This window comes from Cylindrospermum sp. FACHB-282 (assembly GCF_014697195.1).
In the GTDB taxonomy this organism is placed as follows: domain Bacteria; phylum Cyanobacteriota; class Cyanobacteriia; order Cyanobacteriales; family Nostocaceae; genus Cylindrospermum.
On record NZ_JACJRJ010000027.1, the window covers coordinates 15127 to 32984 of the forward strand.

A 17858-nucleotide genomic window follows, 5' to 3' on the forward strand; every position below is an offset into this window, starting at 1 on the left:
AATCCACTTGTGGAAAGCCGTGATTAATCTCATCTTTACCACTAGCCACACCCAACCATAAGAATTTTTCTAATTAAAGAGTAGCTGTCACCAAGCGTTACTGCACCAGTTGACAGCAGTTGGAAGTTTTTAATCGCTGCATCGATGACCAGTAATCGAACAACTTAATACCAACTCTTGGCTGATTTAAGTTTCATTGATGGATTTTACTGAGTACGATTAATTCTGATAGCGCTTCTTTGGTGTAATCTGATGCTTTGCTCTTCAAATATTTCTGCGCTCACAGCATGGCAAAAGCAGATGGATATGCTAAGATTTTACGCCATTAGCTGTGTAACAATACCAGCGCAAAACTCTTTTGCTGCTTCAAAGCTAAAGTTTGGGCGGTGACGGTGTGAGGATTTACCAATATGTTGAGATATTGACAGCTCATAAGAGAATGCGAATCAGGAGAAAAGACTTTGAAACTACACTGGTTACTACCCAGCACTATTGGCACTATTTTCTTGCTATCATCGCCAGCAATGGCTGCAAAACTGGAGTCTTGGCGGTTTGATACTAATCAAAACCGACTGGAAATTAACACTTCAGGCACTGTCCAACCCCAAGCACAACTAATTTTCAACCCCACTCGTCTGGTAATTGATTTGCCAGACACCAAATTTGAACGTCCGCAATTAACGCAACAAGTAGGCGGTGCAATTCGCGCTATCCGTATCGGACAGTTTGACAATCAAACAACCCGCATAGTCATCGAACTTACTCCTGGTTATACACTAGACCCGAAGTTAGTAAAATTTGTTGGCACTACTGGCAGCCGCTGGACAGTCCAATTACCAAAGCCAAATGTTGAGGCGATAGTTTCTGCCAAAGAAAGTAGAGAACAGCAACCAGAAGTGCCTTCTACCACAGCACCCGCAAAAACATCAGCACCAGTGCTACCTCCTAGAAATATTTACAATGTGGTGACAACAGGTGCTGCCCCGTCTACCGAGGAAACGGTGGTCAACACCACAGCAGGGATAACTCAAATTGAGAACTTCCGAGTCACAGGTGATGGATTTTTCATTCGTACTAGTGGTGCTAATCCTCAGGTTCAAGTCAATCGCAGCGACGATAATCGGACAATCAACATTGACATTGCTGGCGCAGCGTTATCATCAAGTTTGGCCCAGCGGGATCTGTCAATTAATCGTTATGGTGTCAGCCGCATTCAATTCTCCCAACTCCAAACCAGACCACCTGGGGTGCGGATGACTTTGCAGGTGGACAAAAATAGCCCCGATTGGCGGGCTAGTGCCAGCAGTATTGGTGGTTTTGTCGTCTTACCCAGTCGTGTTGTTAGATTACCTGGTGGAGATAATATTCAAAGTCCCACAACACCTGCTACCAACTCGCCAGCAACTATTCAGGCTGTGGAACTGGCTGGTAATGGCACGCAACTTCTGATTCGGTCTGACCAAACTGTATCTGCCACCGGTGGTTGGGATAGAACCTCTGGCTTGTTCCGCATCACCATTCCCAACGCTAAGTTAGCTTCTAAGGTTACAGGCCCTGCTTTTGATGCCAATAGCCCTGTCCTCCGAGTACGGCTACAAACCCAAGCACCTAATACTGTAGTCGTTTTGATCCAACCTGCGTCGGGAGTGCAAATTGGCGAACTCAACCAGTTCAGCAACAAGCTTTTGGCGCTCCAATTACAACGTTCTGGCCGAGCAATACCCCCGATTGGTTTACCTCCCTTACCATTACCAAACAGCGGACAACTACCAGACACCAGTACGAATAATAATCAAGTTCAGCCACAGCCACGTCTCTCGGTTCCCAGGGGGAAATTGCGAGTAGTTATTGACCCCGGACATGGTGGTAAAGACTCCGGTGCGCCTGGTTTAGGTGGTTTGTTAGAAAAAGATGTTGTCCTGCCGATTAGTAAAAGGGTTGCTACGATTTTGGAGCAAAATGGCGTACAAGCCGTGCTAACGCGGGATGCTGACTTTTTTGTAGAACTTCAGGGACGGGTAGATATAGCGGAGCGTGTGAATGCAACTTTGTTTGTCAGTATTCACGCTAATTCCGTTGACCGTCGCCCTGATGTGAATGGGTTAGAAGTATATTATTACGACAGTGGTTATGGTCTGGCGGAAGCTGTTCGCAAGTCCATTCTTCAGAATATCGGTACCATTAAAGACCGGGGAACCCGCAAAGCCCGATTTTACGTCCTCAGAAAAAGTTCCATGCCCTCGATTTTAGTGGAAACTGGCTATATGAGTGGTCGGGAGGACAATCCGCGATTGGGAACACCAGAATACCAAAATCGCATGGCAGATGCGATCGCTCGTGGTATTCTCAGGTATTTACAACAAAGATAAAAATGCAACCAAGGTAAAAATGTAGTACAAATTCTTATTTAAAGAGGTGGTATGTAGACTTCTTTTGCGTGCAGGATTTAATAGTCATTTAGCCGATTGTCTGCTAAATCCTGTATCTTAAATCCAAAAACCTAAATCAATATCCGCTTGTGTATTCATCTTCCATCTTTGAAGGAAATCTTGACCATTTTTCTGACCAAGAACCCCAACGTGCCCCAATTGGCATCTTCGATAGTGGTGTGGGTGGTCTAACGGTACTGCGACAACTCTATCGACAACTCCCCAATGAATTAGTAATTTACTTTGGGGATACAGCTCGACTTCCTTATGGCATTCGTTCACAAGCAGAAATTTTACAGTTTGTGCGCGAAATTATTACCTGGATGCAACAGCAGCAGGTAAAAATGGTGATTATGGCTTGCAATACCAGTTCTGCCCTAGCGCTAGAAGTAGTGCGTCAGGAATTTAGTATCCCGATTCTAGGAGTGATCCTACCAGGAGCAAAGGCAGCAGTGCAGCAAGGAAAGCGTATTGGTGTAATTGCTACCCCGGCCACTGCTAAGAGCAATGCCTATCGTCATGCTATTCTCGAAATACAACCCGATGCCCAAGTCTGGCAAGTTAGTTGTCCAGAGTTTGTGCCACTAATTGAGCAGAATCGCATTCACGACCCCTACACCACTGAAGTAGCACGATCTTATCTAGCAACCCTGATCAAGCAGGAAATTGACACTTTAGTCTACGGCTGTACCCATTATCCCCATCTTGCACCAATACTGCGATCGCTCCTCCCCCCTCAAGTCAAGCTGGTTGACCCAGCAGTTCATGTCGTAGCAGCTTGTGCCCAAGACTTAGACCTACTAGGGTTAAGGAATACTCACCCACCACTGCCAACTCGCTTCGCTGTTAGCGGTTGTCCGCAACAGTTTGCACAGTCTGGAATGCAGTGGTTGGGCTATACTCCACTAGTGGAACAGGTATGCTTTACTAATGCCACTATTTCCCAACTTCAACAAGACTATGTTGGTTAATAGTTATTGGTCAATATTTTGACTATTGACTACTGGCTATTAACTATTCCAGTCACCTTTGGCCTGACTGATATCTCTGGCTTATGTGTGCCTTTGGTAGCCAAAGGCACACTTTTAGCAGAGGCAGTTTTTTTACCTGTTCGCTTTGCTAGTGCTAGTAATAAATAAACTGCGAATAAATATCCAGCCGCTAAAATAAATATCATCATAGGCATATTTTCGTAAATCATTGTTCTACCAGCTCTTCTTTCAAAGGAATATAAATAAGTAGAACTTCAGCCGATCAAGTGCATTCTTAATGGCTGTAGTTATCCGTTTTCGTTCTAACCGTAGAGTCTTAATTCTCTCCGGTCAACGAATTTATTATTTAACTTAATTTTTCGCAGACCATACATCCGACAGCAGTTAAATTGCCAAATAGCAAATTATAACTGCGCTCCTCAGCAGTCTACCTAGTCTGCGTTACTTACACTCACACTACTACAATAGAAGCTACGCTGGCACTCTACGTGCGCTGAGACGTATAGCAGCTTCCCGTAAGGGTAGCACATAGCTCCAACATAGATGTATGTTGTAAAACCAACCCAAGAGATAGTTCCCTTGATCCCATCAGCGACTTGTTATTTTAGACTCACAACTCCATTGAGTAAAATCACCTACCGATGATTAACCTTTGAAGGGCGAATATCTGAAAAATTTAAAATCCCTACATTTTAGCGTAACACAACGACCCTGACTTTTTAGCTAACTTCTCGACTAAATTTAAAATTTTCTAGCTGGCTTTGCACAAGGCTGGGATCAATTAGTCCTACCTGAAAATATCTTGTATGTAATAGTTACTGGGTAAGGAACAAGATGCATTTTCATCTGTTGTGTTCAAGGTCACCCATCAAGCTTATTGCCATCAAGAAAATTCTTAGTCAAACAATAAATATCTCTATGATAGAAGATTGTTCAGAAAATAGATAAGTATCCCTAATGACTAGACCGCTGTATTAATACTTAAAAAGTACCTGTGTCTTTTATTGCTTTTTTTTGAAAGACAGATGATATGTCCTAGGGGATATCAATCAGAAGCCATTTTCTAGAGTTTTTACAGGCAATATGGATGGGAAGGATGGGATTTCCTCAGGAAAACTTTCCGCTGGCACTGGCTTATCTTAAAATGGGTATAGGATATGTAAACTTTCGTAACCTAAGCCAGAGTCCGCCCATCCATGACCCCAGCCACCTCCCTGTTTACCCCTGTGGAAGCAGACCTGCGAATACTAGCAGAAAACCTGAAACAGCTAGTTGGAAATCGCCACCCCATCCTCTATGCAGCAGCCGAACATTTATTCGGAGCTGGGGGGAAGCGCATTAGACCGGCAATTGTCCTGCTAATATCGCGAGCAAGCATCCTAGACCAAGACATTACTCTCCGTCACCGACGATTAGCAGAAATTACGGAAATGATCCACACAGCTAGCTTGGTACATGACGATGTGGTAGACGAGTCAAATGTGCGACGTGGTGTTCCTACAGTTCATAGTTTGTTTGGGAACCGCATTGCCGTACTCGCAGGAGATTTTCTCTTTGCCCAATCGTCTTGGTATTTGGCAAATCTGGATAATTTGGAGGTGGTAAAACTGCTTTCGGAAGTGATTATGGATCTGGCCGCTGGGGAGATCCAGCAAGGACTGAATCGCTTTGATAGCAGTCTCTCAACTGAGAGTTACCTCAAAAAGAGCTATTACAAAACAGCCTCATTAATGGCTAACAGTTCTAAAGCAGCTGGATTACTCAGTGAAGTTTCCCCAGAAACAGCTGAACATTTGTATAACTACGGTAGGCATCTTGGTCTAGCGTTCCAGATTGTGGATGACATTTTAGATTTCACCAGTTCCACAGATACCTTGGGTAAACCAGCAGGATCAGATCTCAAAAGCGGTAATCTTACTGCACCAGTGTTATTTGCTTTGAAAGAAAAACCATACCTAGAAGTGTTGATTGAACGAGAGTTTGCCCAAGAAGGAGATTTAGAGCAGGCCCTAGTACTGATTCAAGACAGTCAAGGTATACAGCGGGCTAGAGAATTAGCTGCTCACCATGCTAAGTTAGCGGCTGAACATATTGCGACTTTGCCACCCTCAGACTCTCAGCAAGCATTGATTAACATCGCTGACTATGTACTGAGTCGGCTCTATTAGGGACTGGGGACTAGGTATTGGAGGCTGGGGACTGGGAAATCTTTTAAATCACCAATCATCAATCCCTAATCCCTAATCCCTAATCTCCTCAAGCGATATCAGGAGGTACTTGTTTACCGGGGCGGTGTTTTTGCAACGTTTGTTGTATCAGGTTTTGTAGGTCAGATCGCCGCACTTCGACGGCGTTGGTAGTCGTACCTGGAGTTTCAAAAAAAACTATACTATCCACTGGTTCTAATGCCACCAGTTGAAACAAAATGTGAGTGACAGGAATGGCTGTAGCTACTACTTGAGGGTCAAGCCCAGCATTGGAGGAGAGTGAGACATCCTGTAAAGTAGGGAAGGCATAAATTACGCACTTTTCTAAAGTTGGATTTTCACGGTTACTCAATGTAGTTAAAATCCAGCCTTGTTTCGAGTTTTGGAGAATATAGTATTGGGGGTAGCGTAACTTTTGGGCGATCGCGCCCAGAGTCGGTGCGATTGCTGCGATAAGTTGTGGTGTTATACCATCATGGGGTGCATTGTCAATCAGCAATTGAATTTGTGCTTCTAAATCCATCATGACTTGTAAGAGTGTTTCTGGGCAATGGACATAACATAAGTACGAACAATCCCACGCCTAGCGGGGAATAACTTTCTTGAGCCACATCCTCTCCTGGCAGGATTGGCATGGGTTTAGCTTATATGCAAAACCCATCAATCCAACACCCACGGTACTACAGGTTGTGTTTAAGTATGTTTATGTTAGGGTCTTTTTAAAACTGAGACTATGAATTCAGCCGCAACCGCAACTATTGAGGGAGAAAATTCTATTGGCGTGGAGGTGATATTTCAGCTTCTATTTAAGGAGCTTCAGCAATCAACCAAAGCTTCGGAACAGAATTGTCACGATGTGGCAACAAGAATTGCTGCCGAAGTCCACCGGATTTGCAGTGAGAGTAAACGTATCCAGGCTTCCGGTGCTATAGAAAGCTCGGCAATTACCCTAGCCAGACATCGGCTGCAACAATGTCTCAGATACTATCAGTTGGGTTCAAATCGGGGCAGGGTAGAATTACACAGTACTCTGAGTGCAATCATTTATCGTTACATTAATCCTCCTCAGAAGCAATTGAGTTATCAAGGGCGGCTGACTATCATCGAAGATTTTCTCCAGAGTTTTTATCTGGAGGCATTGAATGCTTTCCGGCGGGAAAACCAATTAGATGCCACCTATCGCCCCCAAACCCTTCTAGAATTAGCTGAGTACATGGCCTTTACCGAGCGCTATGGTAAGCGACGGATTCCTTTACCCGGACGCCAGCAGCAGCTAATTATTCTGCGAGCGCAAACCTTTTCCCAACAGCAACCCCCAGAAACTAGCGTAGACATAGAACAAGCAGCAGAAGGTAGCAGCAACGAAGCTGACGGGTCTTGGGAAGAGCCTGCTGTGCAACAATTGCGCTCGGCGATGGCGATGCAGCCAGAACCAGAACCAGAAGAAGACACCCTGCGCTCGGTTGTGATTACGGAATTAATGAATTATTTAGAACAACGCCAACAATCGGACTGCGCTGATTACTTTTCTCTCCGCCTTCAGGATCTCTCAGCGCAGGAAATTGAGCAGATTTTGGGTTTAACACCCCGTCAGAGGGATTACTTGCAGCAGCGCTTTAAGTATCATTTAATTCGTTTTGCCTTGTTGCATCGCTGGGAATTGGTTCATGAGTGGTTGGAAGCTTCTTTGCCCACAAATTTGGGCTTGACTCCCCAACAATGGCTTGCATACACAGCCCAGTTGGACGATAAACAGCGGTCTTTACTGGAGTTAAAGCAACAAGGACAAGTGGACGAAAAAATTGCCAAAACTTTAGGGTTGTCCATGTCACAACTTCAAAAACGGTGGTTTAAAATTCTTGAGCAAGCTTGGGAAATTCGTAACTCGTTAGTATCCGGATCAGGTGCATCTACTCATGAATAGTGACTCAGAATCCTTACAACACCAGTTACTCGATTGGTTGTTGGCAGATCATGTCAGAACCGGCGAGCATTCCTCGGTGGAGTGTGAGGAGATTGACGGGGTAGAAAACCCTCTCAAGGAAGCCGCTGCGTCAAAAAGTGGTGAGCAAGAGTTGGGAGGGAAACCCCAAACCTTTCAACTAGGAGAAATTCCTACTGTGCAAGAACGTTTCCAAGCCGTCCTTAAGCGTCGGTTACAAATCCAAAGCCAAAATCATCCACCTTTATTCCCTTGGGAATCAGAATTAATAGACTATCCTGAGTTTGTTAATGAGCCATCGATTGCCTTAGTTCCTGCCTGGGGGTTGATGGCACAGCAAGCGAAGCTCAATCTGCCAGTTCATTTACCGGAGAAAATTTTCTGCCAATTGCTAGAAAAGTGTCAGGTGTTACTCACATCTTCACTACCCCTAGGGGCAAAACTAGTTCAAGTGGTGGAGAGCTTTTTCCCTAATGATTCCCAGACAATAAATGACCTAGCTGGATTGGTGCTCAGAAGCACCTATCGGTCTGTGGATACCCTGGAAAAAATGCCGAATATTCAGAGTGATTACTCAGATTTGGGGCCACGTCAACAAATGGCGTTGTCTTTACTGGCGGCTAAACAACTGCTGGATAATCTGACTCTGCCAATTTCACTCACCCATCCAGTGGTAGCAAGACAATGGCTAACGAGTGCGGGTACTCTTAGCATTAGAGTAGAACTCCAATGTCTGGGTAAATTGACGAAGTTAATTGTTCAGGGTGAGTTACCCACTAAAGGGATTTTGCGACTTGGGGGAAATGGCTCCCAAGCAATGGCACAATCTTCGAGTCCAGGAAACCTGAGTGTAGAATTATGCTGCGGGCAACTTAACCAGACTTACACTCTGGAAGTTGAATTTCCCGACCTAGGCCAACAGCCATTGTTGTTTGTGATTAGTCCCACGATTTAGAGAAAATTACCACCGCTAGCACTCTAAGTTGATCAACGCCAATGCTATGAAGATGATTTTCCTGGCTTTGAAGCTTATCCTATGTTCAACAAGCGATCATTAGGGCGTCTATGATGAGGACACTTGCACAAGATGGGTAGATTCCCTTAGATTCCTCAAGGGTGTCTAAAGCTAGGATAGGGAGGGCTACTGCTGAAGACAGGAAGACAGGGTGATCTTTTTCTATCCCCAGCATTGTGTCCGTGGCGTCTACATCATCGCTTTGCTTACTTCAAGATGTTTAACTTATCCAGGATAAATCGGTTTTGGCGTCTGCCTGTAGGTATTTACTGGCGGCAAAATATCCAGGGTTCGCCTTTAATAGAAGTGGAAGATTCTATTCCCTTACGGGTGCTGGTGCTAGCGTTGGTAATTTTGGGAATTGTGGCGACGGATATTGCAGCCGAGACTAGATTTAGTCTTTGGGCGGTGCCGTCGAGTATGGTGGGTGCAATTTGGGCTTATTACGGTCGCCGCAATGCTAATATTCCAGTCAAGTTCTGCATCGCTATTGGAATGTTAGTAGCGCTGGGTGCTTTGTTTGGACGGCTGCTGGGGGAGTTGAATGATACCCGGCTGGGTTTGGCAGAATTATTAATTCAACTCCAGGTACTCCACAGCTTTGATACGCCCCGCCGCAAAGACTTGGGTTATTCAATTGTTATTGGGTTGATATTAATAGGTGTGGCTGGAACTTTGAGTCAAACTTCCGCTTTTGCACTTGTGTTGCTGTTATTTTTAGCGATCGCCCTACCAACTTTAGTTTTAGACTACCGCTCACGCTTGGGCTTAAAACAATTAAGCTTTAAAAAGGAAAAATTCAACAAGCAGAATTCCTCAAATCTTAATTTTAAATTTTTAATTCTGAATTTTTTGCTGATTGTGGGGCTGGGTCTCTTAATTTTTGCTGTTCTGCCCCGGTTCCCTGGCTATCAGCTACGGACTTTTCCTGTAAGTTCCCCAATTAACGTTAAAGGTGACTTTACAGGGCGTAGCATTACTAATCCTGGTTATGTCCGCCAAGGTAATGGAAATAATCAAGGCAGTGATCAGGGAAAAGGCCGAAATGGTCAACCAGGGAAGGTTGATGATAGCTTTTATTACGGTTTTAATAGCCAGATGAACCAAAACCTGCGGGGGGAGATGAAACCCAAGGTGGTGATGCGGGTGCGATCGCAGGCTGAGGGTTTTTGGCGAGTGCTGGCCTTTGATAAATATACAGGTAAGGGTTGGGAGATTTCTCGCAATGAAGAGGTTACTACCCTCAAGCGATCGCCTTGGTCTTACCAAATTTTTCTCTCCCCACCAGTGATGACTGGTAAAACTAAGGAGGTAATCCAAACTTACACAGTAGTGGCGGATTTACCTAACTTGATTCCCGCTATGGCTGATCCTAAGGAAATTTATTTCCCCACACCAGTGATCGCTGTGGATCAAGAAAACGGTTTGCGATCGCCTGTGGAGTTATCAGAAAACCTGACATACACAGTAATTTCCGCAGTACCATACCGCGATCGCTCTTTGTTAGGAAAAGCGACTACTAAATATCCACCATATATTCAAAAGTATTACCTAAACATCCCACCAAAAATTGCTGAAAAAGTACAGCAACGCACTGAAGAAATCCTCGCCGATTACAATCGAGAACGAGTTTCCAGGTCTTTAGACAATAAAAACCTAGATTCGCCCTACGAAAAGGCTCTCTACCTGGCTCAGTACCTGAAGCAAAACTACTCTATCCCCACAGATCCCTTAGGACTGCCTTATTTGGATGAAAAAGAAGACTTGGTAGAAGCTTTTTTGTTCAAAAACAAAGGCGGCTATCCAGACCACTTCTCTACAGTACTTACGGTGATGCTACGTTCCATTGGCATCCCCGCACGGTTAGTAGCAGGCTTTGCTCCGGGGACGTTTAATCCCTTCACAGGGATGTATATCGTCCGTAACACTGATGCATACTCCATGACGGAAGTATATTTCCCTAAATATGGCTGGTTTACCTTTGACCCAATTCCCAATCATCCCCTAATTCCCCCCTCAATTGAGGAAACTCAGACTTTTAGCGTTCTGCGCCAGTTTTGGCAATGGGTAGCTGGGTGGTTACCCTCTCCTGTGACTGGTTTGCTAAACAATGTGTTTGGGACAATATTTAGCTTACTCATCAGAGCGATCGCTTGGTTTTTAGCTTTATTCTCTCAAGGTTGGCTAGGGATATTGACTGGCTTAATCTTCGCAACTACAGCGTCTTTCTTCGGTTGGCTCTTTTGGGTACAGTGGCAACAGTGGCTCAATCGCCGTTGGTTGCATAAATTACCACCAATGGAAAAGCTTTATCAACAAATGCTCCAATGGACGGCTCAAAAGGGTTTGGGTAAACATCCCGCCCAGACACCCTTAGAGTACGGCAGAGTATCATACCAGCACCATTCCCCAGCCACCGCTCAAGTAATTGATGAAATTTGCCAAGCTTATGTTAGCTGGCGTTATGGTGGTGATACTCCTAACTGGAAGCAGTTGCGGCAAAAATGGCAAGAATTGAAGCAGAGAAAGAGCGATTGTTAATTGTTAATTTTTAATTCCGCCCTGGGGTAATAGCCCCTATAGATATGATTTCGCCTATATCTTTGGGCAGATTTTTCACAAATTTGGCTGATAAATAGCTAAAAAAAGCAGTTGTTAGGAAAAAACATCAGCTGGCGAGACCAGAAGCGTTGTAACTCCCATTTTTTGAAGATAACATGGGAATAAGTTTGTGATCAGCTTCTCATACCGCATTTGGCGTCAGTTTATTTATGGACATTCAGTTAATCAACATCGGTTTTGGCAACATCGTGTCTGCTAACCGAGTAGTTGCCATTGTCAGTCCAGAGTCCGCTCCGATTAAGCGGATCATTACCGATGCACGGGACAGAGGTCAACTGATTGATGCAACTTATGGTCGTCGAACTAGGGCTGTAATTATCACCGATTCCAGCCACGTAATTCTCTCAGCGATTCAGCCGGAAACGGTAGCCAATCGCTTCGTGATTTCCCGCGAACATCAGGTTGTAGATAATTGACTAGGAGTGGGTTATACCAATTTTAGATTGGGAACATTCGCGGTTAGACTGTTTCATCAATTTGAGACAATATAACCTATCCTAAGAAGAGAGTTAATAGCCTTACCCTATTTGCACCATATCGGCCGTAGGATATGAATTAGACAAGTTTTCTGTCACTCGTGCTACAAATTCCTTAGTCCAAGGTAGCTCTAGCAAAGAACTCCAGACTAAATGAATAATGTCTATTGATTAATTCACAAGTTTAACGGATGATGCAAGTTTTACCCCTCCAGAGTGGTGCTACTACCGAAGAATGCCCGCCTCATGGCAGACTAATCCTTTTAACCGGCCCTAGTGGAGTTGGCAAAGGTACTTTAATGCGATCGCTCCTACAGCGTCATCCGGAACTGTATTATTCGGTATCTGTGACGACTCGTTCTCCTCGTTCAGGGGAAATCAACGGCAAAAACTATTACTTTATCAGCCGCGATAAGTTTGAAGAACTGGTCAGTCAAGGTGAATTTTTGGAATGGGCAGAATTTGCTGGTAACTATTACGGCACTCCCCGTGAAGCAGTACTGAACCACATTCGCTGTGGTAAGTTGGTAATGCTGGAAATTGAGCTAGAAGGAGCAAGACAAATTCGCGCTTCCTTTCCCAGCGCCCTCAGTATATTTATTTTGCCACCTTCATTTCCCGAATTGGAGAAACGGATACGCGGTCGCGGCCAAGACCCTGAAGATGCGATCGCTCGTCGTCTGCGTCGCGCCCAAGAAGAAATTAAAGCCGCAGATGAATTTGATATTCAAATCGTGAATGACGATTTTGAAACCGCTCTTAATGACATCGAAGCGGCTTTGTTTGGATAATTTAGCCCCATGGAGAAAATCACAAAGTACATCCAGGGAAACCATAGCTCTTTCTGTATGTTCTTTGTGTATTTTTGGTTACTAAAACCCATTAATTATTATTTGATTACCTGACATACTCCTACACTGATGCAAGCATACACTGTAGGCTTCTCAACCAATCCAGCTATTGCTGTGGGAGGCGTTGACCTTTGTTTTAAGCCCACGGAATGCCCGACCGCAGACTATGAATTTCTTACCTTGTACCCTACAAGTTTTACCGCGCATTCATCTCACACTCAGAGAAGGGACAGATGTGAGGCGAATGCTGTTTGAGCTAAGAATTACTTTTTGGTAATCACCACTGTCAGTCGTTAGTTATTATTTGCCAGTTATTTTTATGATTACCACTGACAAGTCACAACTGACAAAGTGCCAATTACCAAAAATTAAATTAACCCAACAGACCTTGAATTAGTCCCAAATTACTAGTCAAAAAGTAAGCTACTACTGCACCACCAATACCACCAATCAAGAAAGCACTGGCAAAGTTATTCCAGCTTTCTTTGGAGTTAAAAGCATCTGTTGGGGGGTTAGGCACAGCAACACTGGGAAGTGCTTTGGGAGGATTGCTATTGGCATATAGGGACAGACAGGCGGTGAGAATCACAACCAAGCCTATGCTTGCCAATAACCCAGCTAAGTTAGCATTAGCTGCATCTCGTAAGGGCCCCAATTTAGAGAAGGGCCCAAATAGCAAGTAACCATGAGCCATGCCAACTTCTAGCCCACGTCTACCAGGATTAAGACCAGGGCGATAGGCTGGTAAGTTATTAATGAACCACTTAATTAAGGGAGAAGAATTAATTGCGGTTTCCAGGTCACCTTTCTGGGGATCCCGTCCTGGTGGAAAAGCAGCCTCTCTATTTCTGGGGTCACTAGGGAGATTCTTGGATGCATTTACTGATTGGGCCATAATTGATCTTCGCCTCTAAATTTAGAACGGGTGAAAAGCTACTTTCTTATAATCATTGTAGGTAAAGCAGATTTTTAGCTGGGAAGTTTAGAAAAATTAATTTAGCTGCTTTTAAAAGTTGGAAACTCGTAAGCTGTTTCCAGCATCACGAGTTTCCAAAACCATTTGAGTGATAGTTTTACCTAACTAGGTCGAGCAACCGAACTGCACGTTCTTAGGCAAAAGCCAAGACATTCAAATTTTGTCAATCCCGCCTTAAATTTAAGGTAGTGGGTGGAAAAGTAAGTCCGGGAAAAAGCGGTTAAATTCAATCAAAATCCCAGCTGTGATTGTCAGCCAGATGGTAGCTGCCACTGGTGCTGTGGAGATAAATTTAATCAAATAGGATGATTGGTCGCTTTTGTCTGCCATGAATTGAGTCTCCTAAGCAAGTGAATGAGTGAATCGGCATTAGCGTGGGGAAACAGTGATTTCTGAATCCTTGGCAGTTAATTCCCCAGAGAGCAACTCCTTAATTGCTGCCGCTGGCCAAGCAAAGCCTGTGGCGATGATAGGTAGTGCCAACCCAAGATCGATTTGGATTTCTTTTTGTTCGACATCTGGCCCCTTTTTAATTGCTTGCAGGTAGGCACGACCTACCCAACCAATCCAACCAGCAATATAGAGGAACAGGATACTGGGGATCAGGAAGTCGCCAGCACGATCAAGGCGTCCATCCACAATCAAGTGGGGGTAACCTTCAGGGCCGCACAGGGCCTGAGAATAGCGCTCAAACCGCTTTTTCCCTGATTCGGGGTCGGCGGTGGTGTTACGGGCATTTTTGGCTAGCTCTTGAAATGCGGGAGAGTCTTTGCAGGGTACAAGGTTAGCCCCTAAAGCTTTTGCTGGTGGAGCAAAATTGAACCAAAGACAAATCGCTAAAATCAAAGCAAACAATCGTCGCATGGAGTTGTTTCCTTTTATTACAAAACAGAAAGTTTTATGTACAAAACGAAGCGGCTTGTACAGGGTTTATTTGCATAACTAGCCAGTAATCATACTCTTGGGCGGGAACCGAGTAAAGTTTAAGTAAATAAAAGTTAAAGCTTCTCAAACAAGTCCCCTATCCAGCACTCAGAACTCAGTATTCTTTATGGCAACCGTTTTAGCAATCGAAACCAGCTGTGATGAAACTGCCGTCGCAATTGTTAAGAATCGTCAAGTTTGCAGCAGTATCGTAGCTTCACAAATTTCAGTCCATCAGCAATATGGTGGGGTAGTGCCAGAGGTAGCTTCTCGCCAGCACTTAGAAACGATCAACCAAGCGATCGCCGCATCTTTGGAGCAGAGCCATATAGACTGGGATCAAATTGATGGGATCGCCGCCACTTGTGCGCCGGGACTCGTAGGGGCGCTTTTAGTGGGGTTAACTGCTGCCAAAACCTTGGCAATGGTACACAATAAAGCATTTTTGGGAGTTCATCACCTCGAAGGTCATATCTATGCGACTTACTTGAGTGAGCCAACTTTAGATCCCCCTTTCCTTAGCTTACTAGTTTCCGGCGGACATACAAGCTTGATTTACGTCAAAGATTGTGGTATTTACGAAACTTTAGGCGAAACTCGTGATGATGCCGCAGGTGAAGCTTTTGATAAAGTGGCGCGGTTATTAAAGCTGGGTTATCCCGGTGGGCCGATAATTGACAAGCTGGCACAAACAGGTAACCCCCAAGCCTTTGCTCTGCCAGAAGGGAAAATTTCCCTACCAGGTGGGGGTATTCATCCCTACGATGGGAGTTTTAGCGGGTTAAAGACAGCAGTACTGCGTTTAGTGCAGCAGCTAGAGAAAGATGGCTCTCAAATACCAGTGGCAGATGTGGCGGCTAGTTTTCAAGAAACCGTAGCGCGATCGCTCACTAAAAGAGCGATCGCCTGTGCCCGTGACTATGGTCTAGACACAATCGCTGTGGGTGGAGGCGTAGCAGCTAATAGTGGGCTAAGAAAACACTTACAAGCAGCAGCAACCGAACACAACCTACGGGTTCTCTTTCCCCCCCTTAAATTCTGCACCGATAACGCCGCCATGATAGGCTGTACCGCCACTGACCACCTATCCCGTGGTCATACATCCCCCCTCACCCTAGGCGTTGAATCCAGACTAGCGCTGACCCAAGTGATGAAGTTATATCAACATTGAAATTTTAATTGGAGCCTAGCGACCCACTATTGACCGGATGTGATTAGCCACCGCATCTGGCTGCTCTAACATTGCCAAGTGCCCACAATTAGGGATTTCAATTACATTGTCTCCAATGTAGTGGAAAAGCGAATGAAAACTAGCTAAATGCCGAACATACTTGGGTTCCATAACCTTATCGTCAGTACCAGTCAAGAAATAAACTGGCTGCTGAAGTTGGGATACCAACTGGGGTAAGCGGTTGATTTCTTCCTCCGTCGTCGAATCTAACAGCGTTAAGAGAGCAGCTTCTGGGTCAGCAACAACGAAATCAATTACCCTCTGACGCGCCCAATAGCGATCCAGCGGACGTGCCACACTCGCTCTAGTAAACAGTAAATCAATCAAAGGTACTTGAGATAGCCAACGCGGGCGGATTTGTAAAAATTTCTGCCCCGCAGAGCGAAATTGCTCAAAAGCTTCTTTGAGATAAATACCACCACCTGCATTAATACAAATTACTCCCTTAACACATTCAGGTAGTTGAGCAGCTCCCCACAGGGCAATAGTACCTCCCAAGGAGTGACCAATTAGCCAAGCACTGGTAATATTCATCTGTTCCAGGAGGGCTGCTAAATCCTGAGCATAGGCAGAGGGAGTATAAAGAGAATTCAAAGCATAGTCAACCGAGTCACAGTTAGTAGAAATCAGGCTCAAAGAATTTTGTGCCCAATTAAAATCAGTTTTTGCCTCGGACTGGGATTCACCAAAACCCCGCAAATCATAAGACAGACACTGCAAATCAACTGATAGGCGGGAAATCACAGGTTGCCAGTATCCACGGCTATTGAGCCAACCGTGGATAAACACTAAAGCATGGGGAAAGGACGTGGGAGCTGTGAGCTCGTATGCGTGAGGAACGCCCAAGATTTCTATGGTTGCCATACTTATATCGTACCCGCTATACTTCTCCACCCTCAACTATTCGTAGGATGGGGAAGGATAGCGAAGACGGTTCAAAATTTTGACGCTACACTCATCGATCAAGCAACCGCTGTCGCACCCCTTCAGCAATTTTATGACCCAGATATTCAGGAATGAGGCTTTCATTCGGTCCTAACAAGTAGAGAATCAGCCTTGTGCGTCCGCGCCAAACCAGTAAATTGGCATTGACTACCAGCAAATCTTCCTGCCAGATGGCATACATCACTTTGTAAAATAATCCCGGTTGATTATCGGCTTCAATCACTAAGGCAGGGAGATGAAAAACCGGATCAACATAGAACTCAGTTTGTACCTGCTCTAAGCCAGCGTCAAGGTTGAATTCTACCGCCAGCATCTCCTCCACCTCAAACCGCCCTCCTAAAGCCTCACGAATAGCGCGGCAGACGTTTTCTGCGGTTTTGTCAGTCAAGGCTTTGCTGCCACGAGACACCAGGAGTTTGATAAAAACTAACATCGGCGGTCGAATCTGACCGTATAGACTTAGACCGTGGATAGTCAACCCGTAAGCTGCCAGCACACCAAAAATATCGCTGAGGAGAAAAGACTGGTTACGGTAGGCAAAATGCAGGGCACTTTTGCTACCTTCGGGTTTTAACTCGATCACAGCACGTCTAGTTTTATAGAGACGGTAGGCTAATCGTAAATTTTGCAGTTGAATCTCACTGCTAACAAATTGCTCGTAAAACTGCGGAAACGCTCGGTTAAAGCGCTTTAGGAGTTCCAGTGTCGAAGATTTTAAACCAGAAGCCATCGTTGGGGGTAAGACTCCCTTGCTTTGTTAAAACTAAAGCTAAAAACGGTGTTATGTAGTTCCAAATAGTCATGCTATGAGTTGATCCGGAGTGATTCGGATTGGCTGTAAGCGTTGCTCCTCTGAAAGAGGCACTACAACAGCCTCTTTCCCCTTTACAAAAGCATTAGGGATCACTTTTTTAATGAGGTAGTCAATAACAAATCGGCTGGTTTTGTGTAGATAATCATTAACTTTAGGTTTGCGTCTGGTATACAGTCGTTGAAGTTTCCTGATTTGAAAATTAGGATAGTCAGATATTTTAGTTTCTATAAAAGAATATACCTGAATATGCTTGAACGTAAAATTAACGACGTTTGGCAATACTATTTCACTTTCATAGCCTAATATTTTGGGAAATTTACCCTAGCCTTGACAAAATAGTGTGGGAATTTTGAGAAGCTCATCAACAGCAACCAGAAATTTAAAACTATTTCTGGTTGTAGTATTTTCTAGGGGTGCGATGAAAGAAGGTACAT

The 17858-nt window shown here is 44.6% G+C and carries 16 protein-coding genes; 9 read left to right on the plus strand and 7 right to left on the minus strand.

Annotation, left to right across the window (positions count from 1 at the left end):
• The first annotated feature begins 461 nt into the window (after positions 1–461).
• Positions 462–2369 (plus strand): N-acetylmuramoyl-L-alanine amidase, encoded by a 1908-nt coding sequence (locus H6G32_RS15000; RefSeq protein ID WP_190459614.1) that lies wholly within the window; start codon positions 462–464, stop codon positions 2367–2369.
• Between the two features lie 149 nt (positions 2370–2518).
• Complete coding sequence (gene murI / locus H6G32_RS15005) at positions 2519–3400, plus strand: glutamate racemase (protein WP_190459617.1); 882 nt, start codon at positions 2519–2521, stop codon at positions 3398–3400.
• A 29-nt stretch (positions 3401–3429) separates the two neighbouring features.
• On the opposite strand, the gene H6G32_RS15010 is transcribed toward murI, so the two are convergent.
• Positions 3430–3630 (minus strand): hypothetical protein, encoded by a 201-nt coding sequence (locus H6G32_RS15010; protein WP_190459619.1) that lies wholly within the window; start codon positions 3628–3630, stop codon positions 3430–3432.
• Between the two features lie 987 nt (positions 3631–4617).
• Between H6G32_RS15010 and sds the strand changes: the two genes are divergently transcribed.
• Positions 4618–5589, plus strand: a complete 972-nt coding sequence (gene sds / locus H6G32_RS15015; RefSeq protein ID WP_190459621.1) for a solanesyl diphosphate synthase — start codon at positions 4618–4620, stop codon at positions 5587–5589.
• An 88-nt stretch (positions 5590–5677) separates the two neighbouring features.
• Here the strand turns inward: sds and H6G32_RS15020 are convergent, their stop codons facing one another.
• Positions 5678–6151, minus strand: a complete 474-nt coding sequence (locus H6G32_RS15020; RefSeq protein ID WP_190459746.1) for a hypothetical protein — start codon at positions 6149–6151, stop codon at positions 5678–5680.
• Positions 6152–6361: 210 nt separating this feature from the next.
• Here H6G32_RS15020 and hetZ point away from each other — a divergent pair, with 210 nt between their 5' ends.
• The 5 genes from hetZ to gmk all read left to right on the plus strand — a co-directional run bounded on the left by hetZ (position 6362) and on the right by gmk (position 12474).
• Positions 6362–7552 carry a heterocyst differentiation protein HetZ gene (gene hetZ, locus H6G32_RS15025; RefSeq protein WP_190459623.1) on the plus strand — a complete coding sequence of 397 codons (1191 nt, stop codon included), beginning with the start codon at positions 6362–6364 and terminating at the stop codon, positions 7550–7552.
• Positions 7545–8525 carry a PatU gene (locus H6G32_RS15030; protein WP_190459624.1) on the plus strand — a complete coding sequence of 327 codons (981 nt, stop codon included), beginning with the start codon at positions 7545–7547 and terminating at the stop codon, positions 8523–8525. The genes hetZ and H6G32_RS15030 overlap by 8 nt, the downstream gene beginning before the upstream one ends.
• Positions 8526–8801: 276 nt before the next feature.
• Positions 8802–11126, plus strand: coding sequence for a transglutaminase TgpA family protein (locus tag H6G32_RS15035; protein ID WP_190459627.1), 2325 nt, complete (start codon positions 8802–8804; stop codon positions 11124–11126).
• Positions 11127–11356: 230 nt separating this feature from the next.
• Positions 11357–11623: an extracellular matrix/biofilm regulator RemA gene (gene remA, locus H6G32_RS15040; RefSeq protein WP_190459629.1), complete on the plus strand. Its 267-nt coding sequence runs from the start codon at positions 11357–11359 to the stop codon at positions 11621–11623.
• Positions 11624–11874: 251 nt separating this feature from the next.
• A complete protein-coding gene (gene gmk / locus H6G32_RS15045) occupies positions 11875–12474 on the plus strand; it encodes a guanylate kinase (protein ID WP_190459631.1) in 600 nt (199 codons plus the stop codon).
• A 433-nt stretch (positions 12475–12907) separates the two neighbouring features.
• Here the strand turns inward: gmk and H6G32_RS15050 are convergent, their stop codons facing one another.
• From H6G32_RS15050 to H6G32_RS15060, 3 genes are all read right to left on the minus strand, one after another.
• Positions 12908–13429, minus strand: a complete 522-nt coding sequence (locus H6G32_RS15050) for a photosystem I reaction center protein subunit XI (RefSeq protein ID WP_190459634.1) — start codon at positions 13427–13429, stop codon at positions 12908–12910.
• A gap of 261 nt (positions 13430–13690) precedes the next feature.
• A complete protein-coding gene (psaJ, locus tag H6G32_RS15055) occupies positions 13691–13840 on the minus strand; it encodes a photosystem I reaction center subunit IX (protein ID WP_006276004.1) in 150 nt (49 codons plus the stop codon).
• A gap of 39 nt (positions 13841–13879) precedes the next feature.
• Positions 13880–14374 (minus strand): Photosystem I reaction center subunit III, encoded by a 495-nt coding sequence (locus H6G32_RS15060; RefSeq protein ID WP_190459636.1) that lies wholly within the window; start codon positions 14372–14374, stop codon positions 13880–13882.
• 187 nt (positions 14375–14561) lie between these two features.
• Between H6G32_RS15060 and tsaD the strand changes: the two genes are divergently transcribed.
• Positions 14562–15605, plus strand: coding sequence for a tRNA (adenosine(37)-N6)-threonylcarbamoyltransferase complex transferase subunit TsaD (gene tsaD, locus H6G32_RS15065; protein ID WP_190459638.1), 1044 nt, complete (start codon positions 14562–14564; stop codon positions 15603–15605).
• A 15-nt stretch (positions 15606–15620) separates the two neighbouring features.
• Here the strand turns inward: tsaD and H6G32_RS15070 are convergent, their stop codons facing one another.
• Together H6G32_RS15070 and H6G32_RS15075 are read right to left on the minus strand one after the other, a co-directional pair.
• Complete coding sequence (locus H6G32_RS15070) at positions 15621–16529, minus strand: alpha/beta fold hydrolase (protein ID WP_190459639.1); 909 nt, start codon at positions 16527–16529, stop codon at positions 15621–15623.
• Between the two features lie 91 nt (positions 16530–16620).
• Positions 16621–17340, minus strand: a complete 720-nt coding sequence (locus tag H6G32_RS15075; RefSeq protein WP_190459641.1) for a hypothetical protein — start codon at positions 17338–17340, stop codon at positions 16621–16623.
• Positions 17341–17858: the final 518 nt, after the last annotated feature.

Excerpts from the sequence above, each read along its gene's own strand:
- gmk (WP_190459631.1), top strand. The coding sequence starts at position 11,875 with ATGATGCAAGTTTTACCCCTCCAGAGTGGTGCTACTACCGAAGAATGC.
- H6G32_RS15020 (WP_190459746.1), bottom strand. The coding sequence starts at position 6,151 with ATGGATTTAGAAGCACAAATTCAATTGCTGATTGACAATGCACCCCAT.
- remA (WP_190459629.1), top strand. The coding sequence starts at position 11,357 with ATGGACATTCAGTTAATCAACATCGGTTTTGGCAACATCGTGTCTGCT.
- tsaD (WP_190459638.1), top strand. The coding sequence starts at position 14,562 with ATGGCAACCGTTTTAGCAATCGAAACCAGCTGTGATGAAACTGCCGTC.
- H6G32_RS15030 (WP_190459624.1), top strand. The coding sequence starts at position 7,545 with ATGAATAGTGACTCAGAATCCTTACAACACCAGTTACTCGATTGGTTG.
- H6G32_RS15035 (WP_190459627.1), top strand. The coding sequence starts at position 8,802 with ATGTTTAACTTATCCAGGATAAATCGGTTTTGGCGTCTGCCTGTAGGT.
- H6G32_RS15010 (WP_190459619.1), bottom strand. The coding sequence starts at position 3,630 with ATGATTTACGAAAATATGCCTATGATGATATTTATTTTAGCGGCTGGA.
- H6G32_RS15075 (WP_190459641.1), bottom strand. The coding sequence starts at position 17,340 with ATGGCTTCTGGTTTAAAATCTTCGACACTGGAACTCCTAAAGCGCTTT.
- H6G32_RS15070 (WP_190459639.1), bottom strand. The coding sequence starts at position 16,529 with ATGGCAACCATAGAAATCTTGGGCGTTCCTCACGCATACGAGCTCACA.
- sds (WP_190459621.1), top strand. The coding sequence starts at position 4,618 with ATGACCCCAGCCACCTCCCTGTTTACCCCTGTGGAAGCAGACCTGCGA.
- psaJ (WP_006276004.1), bottom strand. The coding sequence starts at position 13,840 with ATGGCAGACAAAAGCGACCAATCATCCTATTTGATTAAATTTATCTCC.
- H6G32_RS15050 (WP_190459634.1), bottom strand. The coding sequence starts at position 13,429 with ATGGCCCAATCAGTAAATGCATCCAAGAATCTCCCTAGTGACCCCAGA.
- hetZ (WP_190459623.1), top strand. The coding sequence starts at position 6,362 with ATGAATTCAGCCGCAACCGCAACTATTGAGGGAGAAAATTCTATTGGC.
- H6G32_RS15060 (WP_190459636.1), bottom strand. The coding sequence starts at position 14,374 with ATGCGACGATTGTTTGCTTTGATTTTAGCGATTTGTCTTTGGTTCAAT.